This is a genomic window from Bacillus sp. JJ1609 (assembly GCF_036967045.1).
Lineage (GTDB): Bacteria > Bacillota > Bacilli > Bacillales > Cytobacillaceae > Mesobacillus.
On record NZ_JBALSS010000037.1, the window covers coordinates 1 to 25,527 of the forward strand.

The following is a 25,527-nucleotide window of genomic DNA, read 5'->3' on the forward strand; positions in this document are numbered from 1 at the left end:
ACCTCTCCCATAACAACTCGAACCACAAATACCACCCTCGAGTTGTCTTCATCGCCTCTCCCATAACAACTCAATCCAAAATTACAACGTTTCCTGTTCAACCGCACTAACCGGTTTAGAAGAAAGCAGAAATTCATAAGAATGCAGCATAAAATCAATCGCCAGCCGCTTTTCATGATTCATAAAATCGTTCCCAAGCAGCTTCTCAAGCTTCTCAATTCGGTGATAAAGAGTTTGCCGGACGACATACAGCCGCTTCGCTGTCTCTTGCTTCGACCCATTGCAGGCCAAATACGTTTTCAACGTCTCCATCAGCTTGCCATTGTACTTTTTGTCATAGTTGATCACCGGCTCCAAGTATTCAAGCACGATTTCATTCAAGTTCAAATGACGGTTCAAATGGGAAATGAGTCGGAATATATGTAAGTCATCGTAAAAATAACTGCTTTCATGCTGGCTGCATCGATTCTGTATACGGATCGTTTCGATGGCTGTTTGATAACTGAGATGAATATTCTTTAACTCATCCACGTATTTGCCAATTCCCAGTATAGGCTTGGACTTTTGCTTGCCTACCTTAAGATCGTTTTGCACTACCTTTTGGATTCCTTCCTTCATCCGCTGCTTCCATGTAGCTGTGTTTCTTTTATTCAGAAAAATAAAAATCAGGGAATCTCTTTTTTCAATCGAAAACAACGTAAACCCTTGCTGCTCAAATACCGTCCTGAAGTAAAGCTTAAAATAGGTTAAATCGACATTTGAATACTGCTCATATGGAACAAGCTTGCACAGGCAGACGAATGCCCCCTTCGGCTTGACTGCCGGTGAATGATAGGCAAGGTATTCGTGAATCGACTCGTCGCCATACTCGCCCTCCAGCCAGCTCATCAGCCATTCCGTTTCCTCGGCCCGCCGCTTTTCCTCAACATAATGCTTCCTTAGTAAAAACTGAGCGAGAGCAGTTGCCGTCCGGTCCAAAATCAGCTGGTCAAAATCGGTTAAAGTCCTGTCTCTAGACAGAATGATCAGCTCTGCATGATTGTCACCAAGCAGTTGGATCGGAATACTTGCTAGCAACGGGGATGGTGAGCCCATTGCGTGGCTTTCGATGATATTCAAAATTTCTCCCTGCTCTTTTTCAGTTACTTTGGGGGTGAATTGTATTTCATGATTGCTGAATATGGTGATGACCTGAATTCTTAAGTATTGTTGGATAAAAGTGAGGATTTCAGTATGATCTTCAATCGTTAAAAGTTTCTTATTCAGTGCCTGTGAATAGCCTTCTAAGTCTGAAATCATTTGATATTGGTGATTGATTAGGAGAGTATGGATATCCTGGGTGATTTCTACGAACGGAACCTCTTGCTTAAAGAGAATGATCGGAAAATGGTGCTCATTGGCAAGGTCGATAATCTCAGGTGGCAGCAAGGTCGTGTATGTACCAATTTCAATGCAAAGCCCTGCGGCATTCGAATCGATTAATTGCTCGACAACGGAAAGGAATAACTCCTTGTCCTCCTTCCAGGCAAGCCCCGTCGATAAAATCAGTTCATTCCCATTCAACAGGTTTCTGATTTTCGTTACATCGACCACATGAACCCACTTCACCATCCGGCTCAGCCCATTATGGCCGGCAACAACTTCAATGTTTTCAAAGTGCTTTCTTTGTAAAAGATCATTTACAGTGAGGTAAGAATTCAAAGCAAAATCTCCTTTAATGAGTAGTTATCTTTTAATACTAGCGGAAACTTGCGGAGCTTTTTGTCGTTTTCTGTATTTTTTAAATATTTAATATAATAACTCAGTCAGGCAAAAATAGATTGATAGTAAGACATGAAAAATAGACCATCACATTTCGATGGTCTTATTTAAATATGCATTACCCATATGTACAATAATTCTTCACATAGCCTGCCCCAACTGGTTTGGCAGCACACTTCTGAAGCTCTTGCATCCGTAAATTATATAAAATTACATATCCTCAGTAGAGATAACAAAATGGTTTCATTTCAAAAGGCGAATAGTGCATATTCGCCCAGTTATTATAGTAACGATTTTTTTAAAATCTCTAAATTTTCTTCTAGAAATAAAGCATTTTTTTCTATTCCACGACGTTTACACCACCCAATACTATTGAAGGCATCTGTAAATCGATAAAAAGGTAATACAATTTCTAGATCAATTAATGGTCTGATACTGTTATAGCCTTCTTGATAGGCTTTATACAGGGAAAAATCGAAGCGTAAAAAATCACGATACAGTTTGGTAAAATCCATTTCTGTGGAACCAAACCGTACGCTTTCAAAATCGATCATGCCTGAAACTTTATTGCCATCAATAATGATATTTCCTGGACGAAAATCCATATGTATAAAGCATGGTCCATCTGGTGGAGGAAGGTGTTGCTTCATTTCCTCAAATTTTTCAATGGCTTGTTTGTATAATTGTTCATCCAAAACGTCCCTTACATCCTCAGCAAAACTATAAAATTGCTGTTCAACAAAATTAGACCAGTTCGGAAATTCATTTTGTATGCCGGTTAACACTTGCGCAGCAGGCGGACGGATAGTATGCATCCTGGCATGAAGGACCCCAACTTCAAACGCTACTGTTGGTGAAGCCTCAGATGTTAACGGTTTTCCTTTTAATTCAGATAATAAAAAAGCACCCGGACACTCCTCATCACCAGACCAATAATCCAACATTTCAGGAATAGAAACTCTTCCTTTTAAAATTTCATAGGCTTCTAACTCCCGCTGACACTTCAATTTGGTATAAGGGATTTTCAAAAACACATTTTCTCCATTATACAAAGTACATTTATAAACTGTTGAACTATGGGAATCTTCAACATTATGAATTGATTGTACCTGCAATCCAAATTGTTGAATGATACGATTTAACATTCAATTTACCCTCCTATTTCCCCTTGATAACTAGACGACAATCGAAGAACTCTTCCTTTTTACCAATAATTTTTTGCTACTGACCTGTTAGAAAAAGGAAAATACCAGTATAAAATCCATTTTAACACCACTCATATTTAAAATGATTAGTTTTTTTAAGATTCTAATAAAACCTGCTAATTCTTATCTTTTTGTTCCCCTTCCTAGTTATAGAGCTATATTGCAAAATCAATATGGTTGTACACTTACCTAACCATCACACAATAAGAAAAAGCCGCATATTCTGCGACTTGATTGTAAAATCAAACACCCATTTTCTCAAAAAGCAAATTTTGAATTATAGGGCTGATTAATCGTCTCATTTAATATCTAGCGTTTTTCCTGGGACCAATAATTAGTTTGATTGCTGTTCTATTTTCATTATTGATTACCACATCTGTAAATGCAGGAACAAAAACCAGGTTAACACCACTAGGAGCTACGAAACCTCTTGCAATCGCAATGGCCTTAATCGCTTGATTTAAAGCTCCAGCACCAATCACTTGAATTTCTGTACTACCTCTTTCCCTTAATGCGCCTGCAATTGCACCTGCAACAGAATTCGGATTCGAATTTGATGAAACTTTTAATAGATGATCCATATGAATTTTTCCCCCTGCTATTTAGTCGCTTGAGACGATTACTGTAAAGTTTATAAGTACGGTATCTTTCATCATATTCGAATTATAGCCATTCAGAACATTTGAATTTATGAATTCTCTAAGTTATGAAAAAACATTCTTTGAACTTATACCTCTAAATTTCTTCTTGAATATCACTAGAAGTCGATAAAAAAATAAAGAATGCCGCTAAGTATTAAATTGCTTTTTGAAAAAACATACAGAGCACGCATTTGGGAACATTAATATCAGTGTTATAAAAACCCATAAAATTGGTGAGCAGAAAGACAACCAACGTATCATTCAGAGGAGTTTCAGTACTATGGTGTTTCTAATATATTTATTTATGAACCCGATTGTCTTTCTTATTTTTATCAAGAAAAAGAAAAGTCTTCACATTCTCGAGATCCTCACATATTGGATGCTTGCTTCTTACATAGCTCAAAACTTTTCAGCCCTATGTTATATGAATTTTAAAACCCTTTACATACCTGAAAAATTATCATATGAATTCTCACATTTTATGAGTCGAACAATTCTCTATCCCCTGATTCATGTTTTATTTCTCGATTATTATCTGAAAACTTACACTTGGATTAAAAAAATCATTTTAATGTTTGTATTCGTCACGATCTTAACAAGTATAGAATGGTTCAATCATTTGTTAGGTGTATTGGTTCACGTGAATTGGCGCTTTTGGTGGTCCCCATCCATTTGGTTGGCTGGACTATTAGTATTAATTGGGTACATGAAGATATTCCGAATCATCTTATATCGAGGAGGTCACAGACAATGAATGTAACCTATGATTGGAATGAATGGTTCTTCTTGATCTCTACATCTGTTATATTATTGCTGTTTTTTCCGATTCGAAAATACTTTTCACCTGTCATTGTCCTTCTTATATGGATCTACAACATCGCAATCGTTTCAACGATCGACTACTTTTTAATCGCAACTCCATTTAAGCTGTATTATTTTGGCGATAATCCAACTTATGAGCTGTCTGGGGCCTTATTTCATTTATTTATGTATCCCTGTGCTTCTTTAATCTTCCAGTATATCTACGACAAGTTCGAACTTTACAGCAAAAAAACGGCTTGGTATATACTCTGTTGGACAGGCTTTTCCTTATTTTACGAATGGATTTGTGTGAAGAATAATGCATTAATTTATACCGGGTGGAAGTTACAATATTCCGTTCCGGTATATCCAGTCGCTGCCATTGTATTAATTTTGTTTTTTCACTTTGTAAAAAAGAAGGTGTTGGAGGTGTCTTATCAATAACCAAAAATCAGCCGACCAACCTGCAATTAGGCTGATCAGCTGTTTTTTTAAAGGGTAAAACATAGGTGAAACATAGGGACGGTTCTTCCGTATCAAAAAATACAAATCTTTACTCTAGAGTCCTGTTTATTGAACAGGGGTAAATCTAAGAATCTCCCTCATCATTCCTTCAAATTGGTCTGGATCATAAAAATCGTCACTCTGCCAATTGCTGAAAATCCATTCAATCAGCTCATCGGAAGAGTTGAACACTTCTCCGCTGGAATCGGCTTTCTTGATCATGTATCGTCCATTATCATCATCAATCGTCACTTCACAAGGAAAAACATTATCTCTACACTTCAAAAAATATTCCATTGTCCAACCCTCCCCTAATTTTTAAGCCCCAGCTTTTTGCTGCTTCAATAAAAGAACTGAAAAATACTTTCGCGCATCCGGCGTGAGAATCTGCAGTGTTTCATGCTCACCCTTAGAATTTTCAAATTCCACAAACGCCCCGCTTAAATTCTCGACGACATTCTTAATTCGATATCCCTTCTGTAACATAAAATCGAGACGGTCTCTCTCCTGTAAAAACTCCTGATACTCTGACAAAGATGGCACTCTCCTTCCAAATTTACGTGTTGATTGGATTAGTCGCCTCAGGAACAACGACCGGATCCAATCCCTCTTCTACAATCCAATCACGACCGACCGTAATGCCCAAATACTTCTCATCACTTGGATCTTCAATTTCTGCCTGCTTGTATTTCACGAACCACCAGTGTTTTGCCAACACGTAATAAATGATGGCACCAACGACAAATCCTACGATAAAGGAATAGGAAGGGAAATAGTAGGAAGCAACGCCGCCTATCACCCATGCAATCATGCCAGCCATGTTAATACCGTTCATTCCCCTGAACTGTCCATCCTCTTCATACAACTCCTGGACGTTCACACGTCTTTTACGCAGTACATAATAATCAGTGAACAAGATTCCTACGATTGCAGATAAGATTCCGCCAATTACAAGCAAGGCAGGAATGATAATCCCAAACAAACTCCACGGCTGAGAAATAATACCGACAACTCCTGCCAGGACGACACCTATCCAGTACGGCACTCTTGGCCCTCCGATATTTGAAAAAATCGTTGCCGCTGGAATGACGTTGGCTGAGGTATTTGTTGACCATTGTGCGAGCACAATCATTAGTAAAAGAATTCCTAAGATGAATCCGCTAGCAGCCTGCTGAAGTCCGACGATTGGGTCGTAATTCAAGACAGCCACATAAGAAACAGCTCCAATAATGACCATGAAAGTATTCACAATCGGCATCGTAATGACACTGCCAGCGATTTGCGCTTTGTTGCGCCTGAACCAGTTGCGCTCGTTTTTAGGAGCCTTAAAGTACCTTGACAAGGATGGCATATCAGCAGCAAGCGTTGCCCAGAAGCCCATGTTCGCCATAACAACAACCATAAATGCAGTGAATGCTGCACCACCTGTTACTGGGCTTTCCACCCACACCCAAATATCTCTTCCTTCTGCCATTGCTTTATCAGAAAGAGACACATACATCCAGCAGGAAATAATGATAATGATCGGGGCTGCCAGGTCAGCGAATCGCTCAATCGCTTTTATTCCCAGTGCCGTATTCACTAGCTGTACAACAGCAAATAATAGGAAGCATAAAAACCAGTTATCGTATCCATAAAGTAAATTTAAAATTCCATTAATAGCAGTTGCACCAAAATACGTATTAATCCCAAACCAGCACGATGCTGCTACACCACGGACAAGCGATGGAATATGGGTGCCAATCGTGCCGAACGGAGCCCTCATATAGACAGGAAACGAAAGTCCATGCTCAACCCCGATATCACCGATGATCGTCATAAAAATCCCAATGGCTACTGAACCAATAATTGTTGCGACAATTACCCATCCAAGCGGTAGCGTTTGAATCCCGGCTCCGCCAATTGCAAAAGCGGCTAACACTATTGCCATTCCTATCCAGATGACGGAAAAACCAAACGGACTGATGTTCCTTTCACCATGCGATATGGGCAGCAAATCAGGCGACTTTAAGTAATTTCCTTTTTTACTCATTCATACACCCCCAAAGTAAAATATACACAATTTTCTGAATTCAAAAGACAGAAGATGATGAACAATCAGGTATGTGATGACTCCTTCATTCCACCTCCTTTTAAAATCAAAATCCAAAAACAATAGCAGGTACGTATCAGTACATAACCAGCAGCAAGGGGAAATTCCCCTCGCCTTGGTCGATGGAATGATTTATTTCTTCAGGATGGCTGCCTCGAATTCGTCAAAACTATTGCAGGGTGTCTGGCAGATTAAATTTTTATAATACATTTCACTGTGTGGCAGATTAGAAAGTTAGTGACTCTGTCGTATTGGTCGTCTTGCTTTCACCATATTTGGCACGTTTCAGATACTGCCCGGCCCCTGGCTTTCCAACGAAGGTTTTATCGCGGACAACAAACTCTCCTCGAGATAAAACAGATACCGGCTCACCTGTCACCTTCATACCCTCGAACGCACTGTAATCAACGGCCAAATGGTGAGTCTCAGCAGAAATTGTTCTCTCTACAGTCGGGTCAAAAATCACAATATCAGCATCTGCTCCAACAGCAATCGTACCTTTCTTAGGGTACAAGCCAAACAATTTAGCCGCTCTTGTAGAAGTCACATCAACGAATTGGTTAAGTGAAATTCTTCCCTTCAGTACTCCCTCAGAGAACATAATCGAAACGCGGTCCTCGACGATTGGCCCTCCATTTGGAATTTTGGAGAAATCACCTCTGCCAAGCTCCTTCTGCCCTTTAAAATCGAATGAGCATTGGTCAGAACCCACAGTTTGCAGCTGACCAGTCTTCAAGGCGTTCCATAACACATCCTGATTCCACTTTTCCCGCAGCGGCGGTGACCAGACATATTTAGCACCTTCGAATTCCGGCTTTTCCAGATAGGATTGATCGAGCACCAAATACTGCGGGCAGGTTTCTCCCCATACTTCGATTCCCTTATTTCTCGCTTCGGCAATCTTTCTAGCAGCATCAGCACAGGAAACGTGAACAACATATAGCTGTGATTTCGCCAGTCCGGTAAAAGTCGCAGCCCGTTCTGTTGCTTCTCCTTCTATCTCCGCAGGTCTAGTTAACGCATGATAAATCGGGTCGGTGTTCCCCTGTGCCAGCGCCTGCTTCGTGAGGTATTCAATGACATCGCCATTCTCGGCATGAACCATGACAAGCGCCCCAAGGTCCTTAGCAGCCAGCAACGTTTTGAACAAGGTTTCATCGTCAGCCTGCAAGACATTTTTATAAGCCATGAACACCTTGAACGAGGTGATTCCCTCATCATCAATGACCGCTGGAAGCTGGTTCAGAACCTCATCATTGATTTCGCCAATCATCAAGTGGAAACCGTAATCAATCACCGACTTCTCCTTCGACTTGGCGTGCCATGTATCAATGGCATCCTGTAACGGCACACCCTTATTCGTTAAGCAAAAATCAATCACCGTCGTCGTTCCGCCAAACGCGGCGGCAATCGTCCCCGTTTCGAAATCATCCCTTGTTACCGTCCCGCCGAACGGCATATCAAAATGAGTGTGCGGGTCGACACCGCCAGGGAACACGTAGCATCCCTTCGCATCGACAACCTCTGCACCGTGCGCTGAAAGATTCTCGCCAATTAAGCTGATGACGCCATTTTCAATTAATACATCCGCCACGTACGTATCCGTTGCTGTCACGATTGTTCCGTTCTTTATTACTTTTTTCATAACTTTTCCTCCTTAAAAGAAAACTTCTTATATACCTTTTTCATCACGAACACAGCTTTTCGGGCTTTAAGAACACTTCTTATTTACCTTGTTCATTACGAGCAAAGCTTTTCGGGCTTTTAGAACGCATCTTATTTTCCTTTTTCATCACTCGCACAGCAGTTCTTTAATTAGAGTCCATCATTATTCCAGGATTCGTATACAACTCCACCTGTCAGGTAAAAAAATCCAAACCTTTAATTCCACACTACTTAATAACCGGATCCACCCCACAAGCCAGCACACCCAGCGCGGCCTGGCGCTCGTTCCATGTCATCGGAGGCAGCTCGCTCTTCAGCTCGACCATGTCGATAGCGCCATCTACCGGGCAGACAATCGAGCATAGATTACAGCCGACGCAATCTTCTTCGCGCACCTTTAGATAGCCGTTGCCATTGGAATCCTTCAGCATATCGATACACTGGTGCGAGGTGTCCTCACAGGCAATGTGGCACTTGTTGCAGTTGATGCAGGTATCATTATTAATACGGGCGACGATTTTATAGTTAAGATCAAGGTCACCCCAGTCAGAATACTTATGAACAGATTTGCCAACCAAATCCATCACCGAAGCAATTCCTTTTTCATCAAGGTAATTGCTCAAGCCCTCAATCATATCCTCGACAATCCGGAAACCATGGTGCATAGCTGCTGTACAAACCTGAACACCTGTTGCGCCCATCAGCATAAACTCAACCGCATTCTGCCAATTAGAGATCCCGCCGATACCGGAAATCGGAATGTTAATGCGAGGATTTCTCGCACACTCACCAACCATATGCAGGGCAATCGGTTTAACGGCAGGTCCGCAATAACCGCCGTGTGCTCCCTTTCCGCCAACATGCGGCACCGTATCCCATGTATGAATATCAACTGCAGCCAGACTGTTAATCGTATTAATCATGCTGATCGCATCTGCTCCGCCTTGGACAGCAGCTTCAGCCGTTACAGTGATATCCGTAATATTCGGGGTAAGTTTGACGATAACCGGAGTCTGGGCAACTTCCTTAACCCAATATGTCTGTTTCTGAACAAGCTCAGGCACCTGCCCGGAAGCCGCTCCCATGCCGCGCTCCGCCATGCCGTGCGGACAGCCGAAGTTCAGCTCAAGTCCATCGACACCAACATCCTCAACCCGCTTGACGATCTCATGCCATTTTTCCTGCTTAGGCTCGACCATCAGAGAAGCGATGATTGCGTGATTCGGAAACTTCTTCTTCGTTTCATATATTTCCTTTAAGTTGACCTCAAGAGGACGATCGGTAATTAATTCAATATTGTTGAACCCAGCTACTTTTTGGCCGTTAAAACTAACCGCCGCAAAGCGTGAGGAAACATTCAAGATTGGATCTCCAAGCGTCTTCCAAACCGCCCCGCCCCAGCCAGCTTCAAAGGCACGCTGGACCTGATAGCCCGAGTTGGTTGGAGGAGCAGAAGCTAACCAGAACGGGTTCGGTGACTTGATTCCTGCCAAATTGATACGTAAATCCGCCATACTCTTACCTCCCTTTGTTTTTTAGGCTGTTTCTGGAACCGGCTTAGACAGCAGCTGATGGATCGCATAGGCCGTATCTTTACCCTGCTGGGCTGCTGAAACGACCATGGCTTCTCCCTGTCCTTTGCCAAAAATAACATCTCCACAAGCGAAAATTTTATTATTTGATGTCTGATACGTATTCGGGTCAATTTTCACGACACCGCCTCGATGCTCTAGACCAAATTGTTCGAGCAGATCGACATATCTCGATTGGCCAATCGCCTTAATGACGGCTTCGACTTCTAAAATAAACTCCGACCCTTCTAAAGGAACAGGACGACGTCGTCCATCTTCTCCCGGCTCGGCCAGCACCATCTTCACACACTCAATGCCCTTTACCTTGCCATTTTCATCACCAATAATCTTCACCGGAGCAGTCAGCCAGCGGAATTCAACGCCATCCTGCTTGGCAAATTCATATTCAAAATCGTAAGCAGTCATTTCATCTACAGTCCGGCGATACAGAATCTTTACGTTCTCTGCACCAAGTCGAACGGAACAAGTCGCTCCATCAATCGCGGTATTTCCTGCTCCAATAACGACAACCTTTTTGCCTAAAAATTGATTGTCGATCGGTTTCGTTTTTGTCGCCTTAACAAAGTCGATCGCGTCATATACGCCATCCAAACCTTCTCCGTCAATGCCAAGGTCAGGAACCTTTGACATCCCCACAGCTAAAATGACGATGTCATGCTGGTCCATGATTTCTTCAACTGAGACATCCACTCCGACTCTTGTATTCGTCCGGATTTTTACATCAAGACTTTCAACCTGCTTCACTTCCCAGAACGAGATGCTCTGCGGCAAACGGAACGATACGATCCCATATGTGTTCAATCCGCCAGCCTTCTCCTCAGCCTCAAAAATCGTCACATCATAACCAAGAAGCGCAAGCTCCCGAGCGGCCGATAAACCCGCAGGTCCGCCGCCAACAATCGCAACGGCCTTGCCATTCTTTTGCCCAACCTGGAATAACACCTGATCATTCTTAATCGCCCAGTCAGTGGCATAGCGCTGCAGGTTTCCAATCATGATCGGTTTCGTTGAATGGTTGAGTACACATGCACCTTCACATAGCTCCTCAGTCGGGCAGACACGTGAGCAGCTTGCACCTATCGGGTTGTAAGTCATTATCGTTTTCGCTGATCCCTTCAGATTTCCAGAAGCAATCTTTTTAATAAAAGTCGGAATATCAATCCCCGTTGGACAAGCCTGAATGCATGGAGCATCATAACAATACAAACAACGATTGGATTCCTCAACCGCTTCCTGATTCGTCAAGCCTGGATGCACTTCCTGAAAATTAACCTGCAAATCCTCATACGAAATTTTCGTCGTCAATGAAGCAACCCCCTTTTAGAAAATCGACTGAAAGAGGGCTTTACGTCCTTCTTCTGTAAAGCCCCTCTGCAGTAATGATTGTTATGGTAAAAGTGCCGTCATTTCCTCGTACGTTTCCGGTCTTCGGTCACGATAGAACTGCCAGGTATCACGGACTTCCCTGATCATTTTCTTATTCATTTCACCAATGATGACTTCATCTTTGTCCCGGCTGCCCATCGCGACAAAGTTGCCTCTTGGGTCTACCAGGTACGACTGTCCGTAAAACTCTCCCATATTCCAAGGACCTTCCATGCCTACACGGTTGATCGCGCCGACATAATAACCATTTGCTACCGCATGGGCAGGCTGCTCCAGTTTCCATAAGTATTCAGACAGGCCGGCGACTGTAGCAGATGGATTCAGGACAACTTCAGCACCTTTTAAGCCTAGTAATCTTGCACCCTCAGGGAAATGGCGGTCATAGCAAATGTAGACTCCTACCTTGGCAAACGCCGTGTCAAATACCGGATAGCCTAAATTGCCCGGCTTGAAATAGTATTTTTCCCAAAAGCCGCAGCCCTGGTCACCGACACCGACATGAGGGATGTGCTGCTTTCGGTATTTTCCTAGATACGAACCATCCGCATCAATCACTGCGGCAGTATTATAGTAGGTGGCAATCCCTTCTCTTTCATAAATAGGTAAAACAATGACCACACCCAGTTCCTTTGCCAGATCCTGAAACAGTTTAGTCGTCGGGCCGTTCGGAATCTCTTCGGCAGCGTCATACCATTTCGAGTTCTGCTCAGAGCAGAAGTAAGGGCCATAGAAAATTTCTTGCAAACAGATGATTTGCGCCCCTTTATCCTTCGCTTCCCTAACAAGCTTGATATGCTTCTCGATCGCTTTCTGCTTATGAACCTCAACCGGCTCATTGCCATGGACATCATTAGAAGCCTGGATTAGACCAATTTTCACAGTATCCGACATGTTCTGTTCCCCCTCTTTTATATAAAAGTAAAGTATATGTCGTAATTTGTAAGCGCTTACAATACTCCTGAATAAACGACATTTTTCTAAGGTAATTTTACAGTATGTACTCTATTACTCTCCTTCCGGTTGTTTTCTGAATAATTAGAAACTTATTTTCATTTTACATTTTCCCAAATTCCATTGCACTATACATAATGTTAAAAAATGTACAGCATGTACTGTTCACTTTGTAAGATAAGAAGCAAAGGCCTTTCCTTTCCTTCTTTTTGTGAAGCAGAGGGACGTACCCTTTGCTTCTTTTAATGACTGGTGTTCAGTACAAAAAGATTGAAATCCGGTGTAAGATCCACTTGATTAACAGAAGCATGAGATACGTCCCCATGCTTTTCAAAGTAAATAAAAAGGATATATAACTGTTAGATTTAATCGGAACTTTTTTACATTCTGTTCGTATAAGGGTTATGGAGGTGTTTAAAATTAAAAAAAATTTGTTCAATGGTGTAATTAACATTTCACGAATATCAATGTCACTGCTTTTATTAGGATTTATGATAATTGCCGTTGGATGCTCTTCATCCGTAAAGTCTACACCACAAGATAAAAACATCACCGTTATAAAAACTGTCTTAAAGCATCAGTTCACAGGGCCAAATGAAGAGTTTATTGAGGGAATAGACAATATCCCAAAGCTTGAACAATATTATGAAAAACGCTATAAGTCTTATTTTACTGAAGATATGTATAACCGCTTTATTGCAGCCCATGCTTATGATTATCTCCTTATGGCACATAATAATGGTAAGCAAATAAACGTGGATACTGTTAGTGTTGAAAGCATTGATTCGAAAGAAGGTACTTACACTTTCAAAGTGGCAGTTTTATACGATATAGAAGAAAGTAATCAAGGGTCTGCTGAAGTATCAGGCAGAGTTAATTTCAACAAGGAAGGCAAAATAGCTGGTATTAAATACTTAGATGATGGCGGATTATCAGAAGAATTGAGAAATTAAACTAAAAGAAGCAAAAGGACGTTCCCTTTGCTCTTTTTTATGACTGCTGTTCAGCACAAAAAAATTGAAAGCTGGTTAGAGATATTCTTAATTAATAGAAGCATAAGATACGTCCCCATGCTTCCATCTTATAATGAACTTAAACTTTCAAGAAGCAGATAGAGACCTGTAAAACTCAGTAGGATGTATGTAACTATTCTAAAAACCTTCTGATTTATCCACTTGAAAATAATCTGTCCTATCAGCAAACCTAGAAATACGATTGGAATTGCATATAGACTGGATTGCCAAATCATTTTGTCAGTGCCAGTAAAGATTATTTGGGTCATTAGACTAATCATATAGATAAAGAGATAAAAAGCTAATGTAGTTGCTCTTAACTTTCTTTTTTCGGTATTTGTCCCTGTAAAATAAAGTAATAATGGAGGTCCTGGCATACCAATACTTGTTGTTAACAGTCCTGATATACCGCCAACTGCAAAATCTTTCTTTTGTGTTGGTTTAACCTTAAAATTGAATATCAACAATAAAGTCAGAATCAATAAAAGGATGCTGACTCCTAATTTAAATGCATTAAGGTTAATGCTAATAAAAATAACTAGACCAAACGGTACTCCAACCATACTTCCTATAGTCAATCTTTTTAGCAGAATGTTATCAATGTCTTTTCTTATTTTCCAAATCAGTGCTAATGAAATCACTAGAGATAAAATAATATTGATTTGTATAGCATCGTGTGGCAGGTAGAGCATTAGTAAGAACGGCGTCGCCATAATCGAAAAACCAAACCCTGTACTAGTTTGCAAAACGGACGCCACGAGTATAATACTTATGAAAATTAGTTCATTCCCCAAAACAGTCCTCCTATTTTACGATCTATTTTTATTTTATCATTATGAGGAATTTATTTGACTGAATAGGTAAATGAAATGTTAAATTCCAAAAATACACCAAGTTGCTTCCTTTAAAGAATAATACTCATAACTTTGTACAAAATATATATGTTCAAAAGGAGGTGTCTATATGCCTAATCAAAATGATAATAAGTTCAAGAAAATCCAATCTGAGAGTTTTAAGCAAGGAAAATCCCAAGAAGAATATGCTGCAGAACTTGAACTGAATAAAATGAAGGCTCAGAAAAGGAAGTAAACACATAAAATGAAGTTTTTGGCAGGATTTTGTTCCTGCCTTATTTATATCTAATTTTAATGGACTTAATGAATTATAACGATATAAAAAGCAATTCACCCATTTTTGTAAATAGTTCTCCAGTAATGATGTGGTCCATTAATTGAACTGAATGATACCATCAGCCAATTCCTATATGTCAACCATGACGCTTTCAAACTCTGTTTTTTCTTCACCAATATAGAACCATCACTCATAAGTAAAAGACGCACTCTTTGCTTCTTTTTATATTATTAGTTTGTTTCAGATCTGAGAGCTGAATTACTTAAAAACCTATCAAGAAAAAAGAAGCATGAGATACGTCCCCATGCTTCTTCCTCATTTTCCCATATACTTCGATTTGTATGCATGTTACGCTTGAGGTCGATACCAAGTTCCAATTTCAGGAAGTGCAATCAAATTTCACTCAATTTGTATGGAGGTGAAACATGGAAACCGTATATCAATCAAATTTCACAAATGTAACCGAAGGTCATGTATTCTATCGATTCCAGGATGGTGATTCTTATATAGATCATTTGGTTTCTTTTATAGAAACTGGATTAGATCGAAACGAGCAGATCCTAATTATTGAGAGCATGAGAAATCTCCCAAAGATTAGTGCGAAAATGAATTCGCTCTTTACTGTTGAACAGCAATCCTCAATCCGCTTAGTGAACAATTATGATTATTACGTTTCAAATGGAGACTTTAACACACAAACCATTCTTACTCATTTTCAAAAGGATCTTACCTTTTGTAAAAATATTACTTCATCGATTCGTACCTGGGCTCACGTAGAATGGGTGTCGACTGAACCCATTGCCCAGTTACTTACGAAAATTGACCCCCAGGCAGATGATTTTGCTATTCAGGAACGAATGGTTTCCGTTTGTGCATATTCTTCTGCTAGTTTATCTTCAAGCTTGAATGATACACTTGAGGAAGATCACAAATATATTATGACGGATGATGATTTCTCTTTATCATCATTGTATGAGAAATAGGATTTTACAAAAACACAAAAATACCAGGTGTTTACTCTCTCCTGGCATTTTTGACTTTCACTTTCATCTCATCAATTACATCAATATTCAAAAAAGCACCCTATCCAGGTGCTAAACAGAATCCTATTTATTTTTTCTCTTTTCCAGTGCTTTAACTAACTCTTCTCCCATCTGCTCAGAGGAGAATGGGTCACGACTAGTGACAATTTGATCATCCGCCCATACAGCATGTCCAGTTTTTTCAAGGTCTCCAGTTTCATAATTGCTGATTTTCCGCAGCTCCTGCTCAAGGCTAAATGGCAGGATATCCAATAGCCCTGCAGGCTCCATTACGTCAGGATAACCGGTTACCTTTTTACCAGCAACGAAACTCTCGCCATTAGGACGCTTTGCAAAAACTAACGGAGCTGGTCCATGGCATTCCGCTGCAACAATCCCACCCTGGTCATAAATGCGATTCATAATCTGATGCAAATTCTTATCCTTTGCCAGGTCGTACATCGCACCATGGCCACCAACGACTAGAACAACATCGTAATCAGCTGGAGTCACGTCTGTAAGCTTCAGTGTGTGATCAGCTCTACCAGATTCATATAACTCCTTATAAGTACCATTCGGATCATAATCCTCACTAATACTCATCTGATCAATCACTGGCTTGCCCTCAAGTGGCGAAGCTAACTCAACCTGGTGCCCTGCCTTTTCTAAAAGCAGCATCGGAGCAAATAATTCCTCGCCCCACCAGCCAGTTTCGTAATTATTTTTCTCATCTTTATGTCCACTTGATAGTACTGCTAACACTTTTGCCATTTAAATAACCTCCTCTTTTTCTACACTGTGTTTATCTTCCCTTTAACAATGCGAATTACACTTAAGTTTAATTTTCAATGATATATAATTTCCTGTAAGCTTCTATTTTCCTTCATCTAGAAACTGCCCCTTTTATCGACAACCAAAATGCCACATTCTTCGCACCTCAAAGATCAAAGGAACTTACATTTTGCATCTATTTATGAGTGGTGTTCGGCACAAAAAATATTGAGATCCGGTTAAAGATCCTCTTAATTAACGGAAGCATAAAGTACTTCCCATGATCCAAAGCACAAAAAAAGCGCACAGATCAAAATCTAACGAGTTCGTTTTTGAAATACAAAATTACAATTAGCAGATAAAATTACAATAGATTTAACAATTCAATTGAACAGAAAATCGCATTATAATTAGCATAGAAAAATGCTCCGAGCATGAAAGGCTCAGAGCGTTTTTATTTTATGGCTTATTCAACTAAAGCACCCATTAGTTGAAGAAGAACTAGTCCTACTTAACTAATTTTCTGCCATACTTATGATGCAATCGCTCCTTGCATTCATCCCAAGTAGGATTATTACCTGCTTCCCAATTGATAAATTCTAATTCGTCTGCAATTTTTCTTGATACTTTCATTGCATTTATATGGCTCCCTTTATTTCTGTACTCTTTCATAGAATTTTTGTTCTCCCATATTGTTAGTGTCCAGTACGTATCCCAACCTTCATTATTCAACGAAGAATACAAAAGACCTTCCGATTTCCTAGCTTGACTATTCGATTTCAGAGTATGCCAAATAAAGAGAGGTAACTTTCTCTTGCCTTTTAATCGAAGCCTTGTAACTGAGACAAACATATTTTACTCCCTTCAATAAAGTATTTTTTATATATTATTCTAATTTTGGGCTTGAAATTCCTTCTTGAACTAACCTGCCCCGTTAGTGCAATTAGATATTCAATAAAAAAGGCCGTTAATCCTGCTGGATCAACGCACCCGTTTTAAGTGAAAGTATTCACAGTATATGGTACTTTAGATTAACTTTTTAGCTACATAACAAAATTAAACAGCGATTGCTAAAAGCATCGCTGTTTTAGTCACTATCGTTTACATTTAAACACTTCTGCTCCTAAGTGCATCCCTATCTACATTTTGTGGTGGTTGTTCCAACCACCTGTTTTCAATCATCAATTTAACACCATCATTCCCATATTGAATTATTTCAGCCACTAACCTTGTATAATGTCCCCCTAAATCCTTTCTAAGGCTCGCGCCAATTCCAGCTCCGTATCCAGCGACACTAATTTCATTTAAACTTAAAGTATGAAACATCATTAGCTTATCTGAAAATGGTGCATCAATTGATTGAGAAATGGTTGAATCCCATGTGCTTGGTAACGGTACTCCATCTTTTACCAATATATCTCTAAACACAGTTTCATGCTTTGCTGCTATTTCCGTACCTCTTTCCATAAACTTTCTAACTTCAGGTGAGTTAGCTGTTTGGGAAAATCCAGATACAAAAGTTCTACCAATTGAGTTGGTTTCTGAATTTTTAGAGATATGTGCTAATTCAATAGCTGTTAAAGGACGATGTTTTCCTATTAAACCTGATAGGAATGATTCACTTTGAAGGTATTCTGCTTTTTCCATTGGAGCTATGGTTGGTGAACGGATAAAAGCACCCTTCTTAAGGAGTAAGTCGCACGTATTATTGTAAAGTCGCATAAACAATTGGGAAGTGGTAGAAAAGAATTCCCTTACATCGTTTCGTGCCAAAACCTCAAGTAAAGCTGCCGCAGCTGCCGTTCCAGCAGCAGCCATATATTTTATATATCGCAAGGTAAAAAGGTCTGAATAGATTCTATCAGCTTTTAAGTTTACATCTTCCTGTGTAAATCCAATAGGTATTGCATGATTTTCTTTTTCAAAGATTCGTTTGACCTCATTTACGACATAATTACAATTTGTTAAAGCAGTTTGAATAATATCTGTACTATCTGCATCTTCATTTACGTTGTGAAAATGCTGAACGATACAATAAGCCATTGAGTTCTGCATATAAGCACCCCACAAGGCTGCAACTTCCGAAGAAACAAGCTTTGGGTTATGTTCCATTTTAATGAAAACTCCTTTTATTTTTTATTATTACCAAAAGGATTAATTAAAATTGAAATTAAAATCATAAACCCTTATTGAACTAAACTGCATCGTTTGTTCAATAAGAAGAAATTCAACAAAAAAAGTGCTTGTCCTTCTGGATCAACGCACCCATTACTTGAAAAAGAAATGTAACTCGACTTTTATTGACGGGAGGCATTTGGGGTAAATAAATTTAAGTTGCTTAATTCATTATGTGATTTCAGCACTTTTTGTTCAAAAACATAAAAAAGGATAGTTTCCGATTGGTACTTTACGCGTGGGTCATACCAATAACGAAATCATTAACCCAAAATACATGGTAAAAATAAACCCTATTCCGAAATAGACTCCAACCATTGGTTTCACTTTCTTGAAACTCAACAAAATCAGGGATAAAAGTAAGAATGAAATCAGGCTTAAAAATATTGTTGAGAAATTTGAAGCAAATTCAATATTTGATGTTGTAAGAATATCCTTTCCAAACATCCATTCTACCCATTTTGAAGCTCCCTCCGATTTAACGGTAAACTCCACCTCATGCGGTGGTGATAAAGTTCCTAATACACTTGTGAAGTAGAAAATAATAAATATTATTACACTTTCTGCTTTAACCCAGAAACGCGGATTAAAGTCTGGCATGGCAAGAGACTTTTTAGCGAGGACTCCATTTATAAATGCAAATACTAATAAAGGTATAACACTTATATGTTTCAGTAACAGCATTTGTCCATATGGTAACACCCATGACTTAACATAGTCTTTAAGCTCAACCACATAGATCATAAGAGTTGCACCACTTAAAATAATTACCAATATGCTCATAACCCCAAATGGTGTAAACCAGTGTAAAAACTTTGCCCATTTTTGTTGCTCATTCGAAAACCAGGCAACATGAATCAAAATCCCCGTCCAAAGGATAACCAATAAGTAGTGTAAAGAGTGAGCAACAAGGCCATTCCAAAAAGATAACGATGCGACGTGACTAGAATATCCGACCGCTAATACCATCAAAAACAGCCAAAGTGCTTGGAGATATTTAGAACCATTCAGCATGAGAGTTATCCAAAAGAGTACGGAAACAAATCCAATAATTAACCACGCTCGTCCAACTTGAAAATCCGTTATAACAGAGAAGGCTGTCAAAGTAAGGCCGACTGAATCTTTAAAATAAGAGATCGTTTGTGCAACAGGGGCAAAAGAACAGATGTATATACCCAATGTGCATAAGAGTAAGATTTGTTTCGAAATAGTGATTTTGGGTTTGTTTTCATCAGAAACAAATTGTAAAGCAACATGCCCTGCTAATAGAGAAAACAATAAATAACTGCAAAATTCTGCAATAGAAATAAAAACATTCATTTTATTCTTCCTTCCTAAAACCATCACGCTGAGTAAAAGGGATTGAGTTTAATGATTAGCTTTTTTTCTCATTAACATATACATACCTAACACCAAAACTGTAACAGAAGCAACAAGAACAGTAATGGTTAGTGATTTAGATGGTGAGTTTACTCCAATATTTTTAGGCTCTTCTGCGTGCGGTTCTTCCGTCTTCCCTTCTTGGTTTTCCTCAGACAAAGTTGGTTTTTCTAATTTTCCTTCTAATTGTGCATTTTGGACAGTGAAAGGAAATTCCCCCTCGATCATATGCCCGTCTGTTCCAACGATTTTCCATTTTGTGATGTAAAATCCATTCTCAAGAGGGCGAGATAGAGTCCCTTTCATTTGCTGTCCTTCGACTTTGATATCATCAATCGGAATTTCCATTCCATCCTTGAGCAGCATCATCGTACTTAATACCTCAATGTCGGTGTTAAAATTCAGAGTGATTTCTTGTAGATCCTCTTTCAACATCTGTCCCTCTGATGGGGTGGAAGAAGTAAGGCCAGTGTGTGCGCTCACAATCGAAGGTACCATCAAAAAGATAATGAATATTAAAAAGATACATTTTTTCATAGTGCTCCCCCTATTGTTGTTTACCAGTGTTTTATAATTGTTCGGATATAAACTTTGCGTCACTTCCGACCCCTTGCAATAATGCAGATCCCCTGCAATAAAGCCAAGGTAATCCCAAAAAGAATAACCCCTTTGTGGATGTAATCCCCCTTTGATGGATAGGAAGTCCATTTGAGTGTAATATTGACGGAATATGAATCCAGCTATAATCCCATTTGAATCCCGTCGACCAGATGACACTCCTTGCTTCAAAAATGCTACCATCTTCAAACTGCACCCTAGTACCCTCTGACGAAATAGTCCTCGGCCTTAAAATAACTTTTTTGTTTTTTATCTGTTCTTTAAGTTCAAATCCAAAAATGGGATCTGGCCTAGTTTGGATAAATTGGCCCACTTTGCTATCTTTATTGGCCCGATATACTCCTAATTTATCAAACCACCAAAATATACTTTTGTTACCAATATCCTGCGGGAAAAACTTCATTTTGTGCCCAACAGATAGGTGAACGTCTCTTTCCTTGGAAATTTCGGCTGCAATTTGAGCCCCAGAATTTCCAGCCCCCACAACCAAGGTGTTTCCATCAGCCAATTGGTTAGGGTTTTTGTATTCAGAGGAATGTAGCTGAAGGACTTCTTTTGATAAATGTCGGGCCATTACGGGCACATTAGGCTTTTGAAATGGACCTGTGGCGACAATCACATTCTAACTCATTAATTCACCTTTATTAGTGGTGACAATAAAATAATTAGCACCTTTTTCTAATCTTGTTATGTATGTCCCTAGTTGAACAGGTAGCGCGAATGTATCTACATAGTTTAAAAGGTACTCACTAATTTCGTCTTTAGTTGGATACCGTTTCTCATCGCCCTTTAAAGGCAGTCCAGGAAGGGAACTATACGAACGAGGAGTGAATAAAGTCAATGAATCATATCTACTTCTCCAAGACTCCCCAATACTATTTCCCTTATCGAGAATGAGGAATTTTACTTTTTTCTGCTTAAGATGATACCCCATAGCCAATCCTGCCTGGCCTCCGCCAATAACAAGAACATCATAAATCATTTACCATCCCCCCATTATAATAAAGAGGCTTCCCTAATAGGGAAGCCTCCTCTTATTTGTCTTTTATCTTGAGAAGCCGTAAGCCGTTCAATGTGACAAGTAGAGTAGCACCCATATCCGCAAAGATTGCGATCCACAATGTCAGCCAACCAGGAATGACTAGTAGTAGGGCAACCAATTTAATACCTAACGAAAACGAGATATTTTGCTTAATGATGGTCAATGCTTTTCTGCTTAGTCTTACCGTAAATGGAAGTTTACCTAGGTCATCTGCCATCAATGCAATATCTGCTGTTTCAAGAGCTGTATCGGTTCCAGCTCCCCCCATGGCAATCCCGACGGTAGATGCAGCCAATGCAGGTGCATCATTCACGCCATCTCCAACCATCGCTACACGTTCGTATTTGCTACGTAAATCCTTAATGAATGTTAATTTGTCCTGCGGGAGCAAATCCGCTTTAATATCAGAGACACCAGCCTGCCTTCCGATAGCAATTGCTGTCCCAGAATTATCTCCCGTTAACATAATGGTTTTTTCGATGCCCAATGAGTGGAGCTTTTCAATAACATCCTTACTGTTTTCCCTTAATTCATCGGCAACGGCAATCAGCCCCAAAATTTGAGCGTCTGTCCCAGCGACCATGACTGTTTTTCCTTGTAGTTGAAGTTCGGAAATTTTGGCTTTAGATTCTGTTGGTATCCCAGATTTTAAGATTTCCTCGAATAAATTTGGACTACCAACATAATACACCTTACCGCCAATAACTCCTTTTATCCCTTTCCCAGTAATCGATGAAAAGTCTTCGATTGAAACACTTTGGTAGGACAATTTTTCTATTTCTGCCTTTTTCATAATAGCGGAAGCTAGCGGATGCTGAGATCCATTTTCCAAAGCCGCAATAAAAGTAAGCAGTTCATTTGAATTGGTACCTGGCTGAGGCACATAATCTGTTACAACAGGAATGCCTTTTGTTAACGTCCCTGTTTTGTCAAAGGCGATCGCTTTTATTGCACCCATTTCCTCTAAATGAATACCACCTTTGATCAGAACACCATTTCTTGCAGCATTACCGATTGCAGTGACAATCGAAACTGGAGTCGAAATGACAAGAGCACAAGGACAACCAATCACCAGGACTGCCAACCCTTGGTAAACCCATGCATTCCAATCAGCTCCAACTACTAATGGAGGCAGGACAGCCACACCAAGTGCAATCAACATAATGGCTGGCGTGTAGTATTTTGCAAACCGATCTACGAATGCCTGTGAAGGAGCACGCTCCGCCTGGGCTTCCTCGACGAGATGAATTATTTTCGCAATGGTCGTATCGTCCACTCGTTTCGTAACCCTTACTTCCAGGAGTCCTTCCTCGTTTAACGTTCCAGCGAACACCTCATCGTCTACTGATTTAGATACTGGAACGGATTCTCCCGTAATGGCCGCTTGATTTACGGCTGATAGACCTTTTACCACAACACCATCCATTGCAATTTTTTGTCCTGGTTTAACAATCATGATGTCGCCTATTTGAATGTCATCTACTTCAACCATGAACTCTTGTGTTCCTCTTCGTATCAACGCTTCATTAGGAGCAATATCCATTAAGGAACGAATCGATTGTCTCGCTTTATCCATTGAGTAGGTTTCAAGTGCTTCGCTTATCGCAAACAGAATGACGACGGTAGCTCCTTCACCCCATTCACCTATGATGGCGGCACCAATGACAGCAATCGTCATCAACGTTTTCATATCAAATTGTAAATGCACTAAATTCTTTAATCCTGTTGTAAAGAGTCGGTAACCACCAACAAGTATTGAAGCCCCGTATGCTAATATCGCATACATACTTGCTTCACCATACAACTCACCTGATAGCCAACCCATGAGTAAGAATACAAGAGATGCAATGATATTAGAATGTTTTTGTATAAACGGCTCTTTTTTCTCTTCAAACTTTTGTTTCTCAGGAATTACTTTCAAGTTTTCGAAGGCACCAGCTTTTTCTATCTCTTCAATGGTTGCTTCACCATAAATTGTAACTTTCGAAGCACCGAAGTTAACACTTGCATCAGAAACACCCTCCAGGTGTTTTAAGTTCTTTTCGAACTTAGTCGCACAGCCAGCTCAGGTAAATCCTTGTACACGATAGACATTTTTTTGGTCTGATTTCTCTAACGCCTCACTCATGGTGCTCCACCTCCTTTTGATGTGTAAAGGCAATTTTTATCAGTTGTTTTACATGATCATCATCGAGCGAATAAAAGACCAATTTGCCTTCCTTACGATATTTCGCCAATCCCATATTTCGAAGGAGTCTTAAATGGTGAGAAGCTGTGGCTGTTGTACATCCAACAATATTCGCTACATCGCAGACACATAATTCTTCTTCTTCACAAAGGGAAAATGCAATCTTTATCCTGGTGTCATCAGATAACGCTTTGAATATCTGGGCAACATCAGAGGTGTTCTGATGGGAGACAGATTCTTTCACACGTCTTACTTTCTCATCATCGACGCAGGTTACTTCACAAAAATCATCGTGCTTCAAAAAAGCCACCTCCTTAATCAAACGATCATTTGACTATTAGTATATGCACCTTTTCTTAAATAGTCAAACAATCATTTGTTTATATAAGAATATTTAAAACCTAATATCCAGGTGCAAAAAAATGGTTCATCCCAATTAAAGGAAGAACCATTAATGTGAAGTTTATTATTTTTCGCTTTCCACCTTAAATTCCTTTGTTGGCATATTGTGCATACTTCTTGCTGTCACATGAGCAGTAACAGTATAGCTTCCTGCTTCTTGAAAGGTTTTCGTTATGGCATAAATTCCGTTTCCTTGATGTTTCCCTATGATTTCCTCCGACGTATCATGCCCGGCTTTTTTCACTTCAAATTTGACATCATCCGCGTCTTCAACCTTTTCTTGCCCCTGTGTGACTGCTGCCTCGATGGCAACCTCTTGATTTACTTGAATCGCTTCTGGAATGCTAAGCGTAACCTCCAATAATTCAGGAATATCTTCGGCATCATCATTCTCCTTTGAACAGCCTATCAGTAAAAGTAAAATACAGACTAAAAGAATAATGGCTTTCCGCATGTATATCATTTCTCCTCTTAGTGATTTATACAAAAATTGCATGTAAATATTATATCAACCCGAAGTGTTTGATTTGTGTCTTTTTTTTGAACTCTCGCTATCATGGGAATTTTTATTAAGAATAGAATCATTGAATCTGAATTGAGATTTAGGTATTCTTACATTAAAAAAGCATGTTGAAAGAAAGGAAGGTTCAATGAAGAAGTATATTTTTCCTATACTAACAGCGATTACGTTAGTTTCTGGCTGTTCCTCAGAAGAACAGGCAACTCAGGATAGGCATACAAGTAGTGGTCATCAAGAACAGTCTGCTCCTGTCTTGACGTATGAAATCGGCAAAGCAATGATTGGTCCGCCGTCACAACATATAGCGACAGTACTAAGGTTCTAGAAGCCTATCAGTTTGCTGTGGAACATCCAGAGGTTTTGAATTATATGCCATGTTATTGCGGCTGTTTTGAAGAAGATGGACATACAAGCAATACGAATTGCTTTGTTGATAACGTAAAAGGAAGCACCGTAACACTTGATACCATGGGCTTTGGCTGAGGGGTTTGTGTGGACATAGCCCGTGAGGCTAAATCAGAATTTGAAAAGGGCAAAAGCTTAAAAGATATTCGTAATATGATCGATAAAAAATACGAAGGTATGGGGACCGATTCTACACCAACACCTATGCCTGAAGAAGTATAAAACACGCTAATTATTAGCGTGTTTTTTAATCATAAAGAAT

Annotated in this window: 23 protein-coding genes and 2 pseudogenes; 5 read left to right on the forward strand and 20 right to left on the reverse strand. The window is 39.8% G+C overall.

The genetic code is table 11. From position 1 onward, the window contains the following. Nucleotides 1-81: 81 nt before the first annotated feature. The 3 genes from V7654_RS21660 to V7654_RS21670 form a co-directional block, all read right to left on the reverse strand. Nucleotides 82-1,701 (reverse strand): PucR family transcriptional regulator, encoded by a 1,620-nt coding sequence (locus V7654_RS21660; RefSeq protein ID WP_335432921.1) that lies wholly within the window; start codon nucleotides 1,699-1,701, stop codon nucleotides 82-84. Nucleotides 1,702-2,042: 341 nt separating this feature from the next. After that, nucleotides 2,043-2,906: an aminoglycoside phosphotransferase family protein gene (locus V7654_RS21665; protein ID WP_335432922.1), complete on the reverse strand. Its 864-nt coding sequence runs from the start codon at nucleotides 2,904-2,906 to the stop codon at nucleotides 2,043-2,045. Between the two features lie 362 nt (nucleotides 2,907-3,268). Then, entirely contained in the window at nucleotides 3,269-3,547 is a 279-nt protein-coding gene (locus tag V7654_RS21670; protein ID WP_335432923.1) for a stage V sporulation protein S, read from the reverse strand. Nucleotides 3,548-4,357: 810 nt separating this feature from the next. Between V7654_RS21670 and V7654_RS21675 the strand changes: the two genes are divergently transcribed. After that, complete coding sequence (locus V7654_RS21675; RefSeq protein ID WP_335432924.1) at nucleotides 4,358-4,852, forward strand: hypothetical protein; 495 nt, start codon at nucleotides 4,358-4,360, stop codon at nucleotides 4,850-4,852. A 126-nt stretch (nucleotides 4,853-4,978) separates the two neighbouring features. Here V7654_RS21675 and V7654_RS21680 read toward each other — a convergent pair whose 3' ends face one another. From V7654_RS21680 to V7654_RS21710, 7 genes are all read right to left on the reverse strand, one after another. Next, nucleotides 4,979-5,209, reverse strand: coding sequence for a hypothetical protein (locus tag V7654_RS21680; protein WP_335432925.1), 231 nt, complete (start codon nucleotides 5,207-5,209; stop codon nucleotides 4,979-4,981). A gap of 21 nt (nucleotides 5,210-5,230) precedes the next feature. Beyond that, complete coding sequence (locus V7654_RS21685) at nucleotides 5,231-5,446, reverse strand: hypothetical protein (protein WP_335432926.1); 216 nt, start codon at nucleotides 5,444-5,446, stop codon at nucleotides 5,231-5,233. A gap of 22 nt (nucleotides 5,447-5,468) precedes the next feature. Then, nucleotides 5,469-6,944 carry an NCS1 family transporter gene (locus tag V7654_RS21690; RefSeq protein WP_335432927.1) on the reverse strand — a complete coding sequence of 492 codons (1,476 nt, stop codon included), beginning with the start codon at nucleotides 6,942-6,944 and terminating at the stop codon, nucleotides 5,469-5,471. Nucleotides 6,945-7,230: 286 nt separating this feature from the next. Next, a complete protein-coding gene (gene hydA / locus V7654_RS21695; RefSeq protein ID WP_335432928.1) occupies nucleotides 7,231-8,649 on the reverse strand; it encodes a dihydropyrimidinase in 1,419 nt (472 codons plus the stop codon). A 247-nt stretch (nucleotides 8,650-8,896) separates the two neighbouring features. Further along, on the reverse strand, nucleotides 8,897-10,183 hold the full coding sequence (gene preA, locus V7654_RS21700) for an NAD-dependent dihydropyrimidine dehydrogenase subunit PreA (RefSeq protein WP_335432929.1): 1,287 nt from the start codon (nucleotides 10,181-10,183) through the stop codon (nucleotides 8,897-8,899). Between the two features lie 21 nt (nucleotides 10,184-10,204). Next, nucleotides 10,205-11,566 carry an NAD(P)-dependent oxidoreductase gene (locus V7654_RS21705; RefSeq protein WP_335432930.1) on the reverse strand — a complete coding sequence of 454 codons (1,362 nt, stop codon included), beginning with the start codon at nucleotides 11,564-11,566 and terminating at the stop codon, nucleotides 10,205-10,207. Between the two features lie 81 nt (nucleotides 11,567-11,647). Further along, complete coding sequence (locus tag V7654_RS21710; protein WP_335432931.1) at nucleotides 11,648-12,538, reverse strand: nitrilase-related carbon-nitrogen hydrolase; 891 nt, start codon at nucleotides 12,536-12,538, stop codon at nucleotides 11,648-11,650. 527 nt (nucleotides 12,539-13,065) lie between these two features. On the opposite strand from V7654_RS21710, the gene V7654_RS21715 reads away from it, so the two are divergent. After that, on the forward strand, nucleotides 13,066-13,551 hold the full coding sequence (locus V7654_RS21715; RefSeq protein WP_335432932.1) for a hypothetical protein: 486 nt from the start codon (nucleotides 13,066-13,068) through the stop codon (nucleotides 13,549-13,551). Between the two features lie 128 nt (nucleotides 13,552-13,679). On the opposite strand, the gene V7654_RS21720 is transcribed toward V7654_RS21715, so the two are convergent. Continuing rightward, nucleotides 13,680-14,405 (reverse strand): sulfite exporter TauE/SafE family protein, encoded by a 726-nt coding sequence (locus V7654_RS21720; protein WP_335432933.1) that lies wholly within the window; start codon nucleotides 14,403-14,405, stop codon nucleotides 13,680-13,682. A 169-nt stretch (nucleotides 14,406-14,574) separates the two neighbouring features. Here V7654_RS21720 and V7654_RS21725 point away from each other — a divergent pair, with 169 nt between their 5' ends. Beyond that, the gene (locus V7654_RS21725; protein ID WP_335432934.1) at nucleotides 14,575-14,700 is read left to right on the forward strand and encodes a hypothetical protein; all 126 of its coding nucleotides are present in this window, start codon (nucleotides 14,575-14,577) and stop codon (nucleotides 14,698-14,700) included. A gap of 467 nt (nucleotides 14,701-15,167) precedes the next feature. Next, nucleotides 15,168-15,725, forward strand: coding sequence for an MEDS domain-containing protein (locus V7654_RS21730; protein WP_335432935.1), 558 nt, complete (start codon nucleotides 15,168-15,170; stop codon nucleotides 15,723-15,725). 123 nt (nucleotides 15,726-15,848) lie between these two features. Here V7654_RS21730 and V7654_RS21735 read toward each other — a convergent pair whose 3' ends face one another. The 9 genes and pseudogenes from V7654_RS21735 to V7654_RS21775 all read right to left on the reverse strand — a co-directional run bounded on the left by V7654_RS21735 (nucleotide 15,849) and on the right by V7654_RS21775 (nucleotide 24,794). Then, entirely contained in the window at nucleotides 15,849-16,535 is a 687-nt protein-coding gene (locus V7654_RS21735; RefSeq protein ID WP_335432936.1) for a type 1 glutamine amidotransferase domain-containing protein, read from the reverse strand. Between the two features lie 507 nt (nucleotides 16,536-17,042). After that, a complete protein-coding gene (locus tag V7654_RS21740; RefSeq protein ID WP_335432937.1) occupies nucleotides 17,043-17,387 on the reverse strand; it encodes a DUF3291 domain-containing protein in 345 nt (114 codons plus the stop codon). Between the two features lie 255 nt (nucleotides 17,388-17,642). Beyond that, nucleotides 17,643-18,647, reverse strand: a complete 1,005-nt coding sequence (locus V7654_RS21745; RefSeq protein WP_335432938.1) for a DUF3231 family protein — start codon at nucleotides 18,645-18,647, stop codon at nucleotides 17,643-17,645. A gap of 306 nt (nucleotides 18,648-18,953) precedes the next feature. Continuing rightward, complete coding sequence (locus tag V7654_RS21750) at nucleotides 18,954-20,030, reverse strand: copper resistance D family protein (RefSeq protein WP_335432939.1); 1,077 nt, start codon at nucleotides 20,028-20,030, stop codon at nucleotides 18,954-18,956. A 48-nt stretch (nucleotides 20,031-20,078) separates the two neighbouring features. After that, the gene (locus V7654_RS21755; RefSeq protein ID WP_335432940.1) at nucleotides 20,079-20,627 is read right to left on the reverse strand and encodes a copper resistance CopC family protein; all 549 of its coding nucleotides are present in this window, start codon (nucleotides 20,625-20,627) and stop codon (nucleotides 20,079-20,081) included. 31 nt (nucleotides 20,628-20,658) lie between these two features. Next, a pseudogene (locus tag V7654_RS21760) lies at nucleotides 20,659-21,690 on the reverse strand (flavin-containing monooxygenase). Nucleotides 21,691-21,742: 52 nt separating this feature from the next. Further along, the gene (locus V7654_RS21765) at nucleotides 21,743-23,878 is read right to left on the reverse strand and encodes a heavy metal translocating P-type ATPase (protein WP_335432941.1); all 2,136 of its coding nucleotides are present in this window, start codon (nucleotides 23,876-23,878) and stop codon (nucleotides 21,743-21,745) included. Further along, nucleotides 23,871-24,239 (reverse strand): ArsR/SmtB family transcription factor, encoded by a 369-nt coding sequence (locus V7654_RS21770; protein ID WP_335432942.1) that lies wholly within the window; start codon nucleotides 24,237-24,239, stop codon nucleotides 23,871-23,873. The genes V7654_RS21765 and V7654_RS21770 overlap by 8 nt, the downstream gene beginning before the upstream one ends. A gap of 165 nt (nucleotides 24,240-24,404) precedes the next feature. Next, nucleotides 24,405-24,794, reverse strand: coding sequence for a FixH family protein (locus tag V7654_RS21775; RefSeq protein WP_335432943.1), 390 nt, complete (start codon nucleotides 24,792-24,794; stop codon nucleotides 24,405-24,407). A 196-nt stretch (nucleotides 24,795-24,990) separates the two neighbouring features. On the opposite strand from V7654_RS21775, the pseudogene V7654_RS23965 reads away from it, so the two are divergent. After that, nucleotides 24,991-25,487 (forward strand): annotated as a pseudogene (locus tag V7654_RS23965) (PCYCGC motif-containing (lipo)protein). Nucleotides 25,488-25,527: the final 40 nt, after the last annotated feature.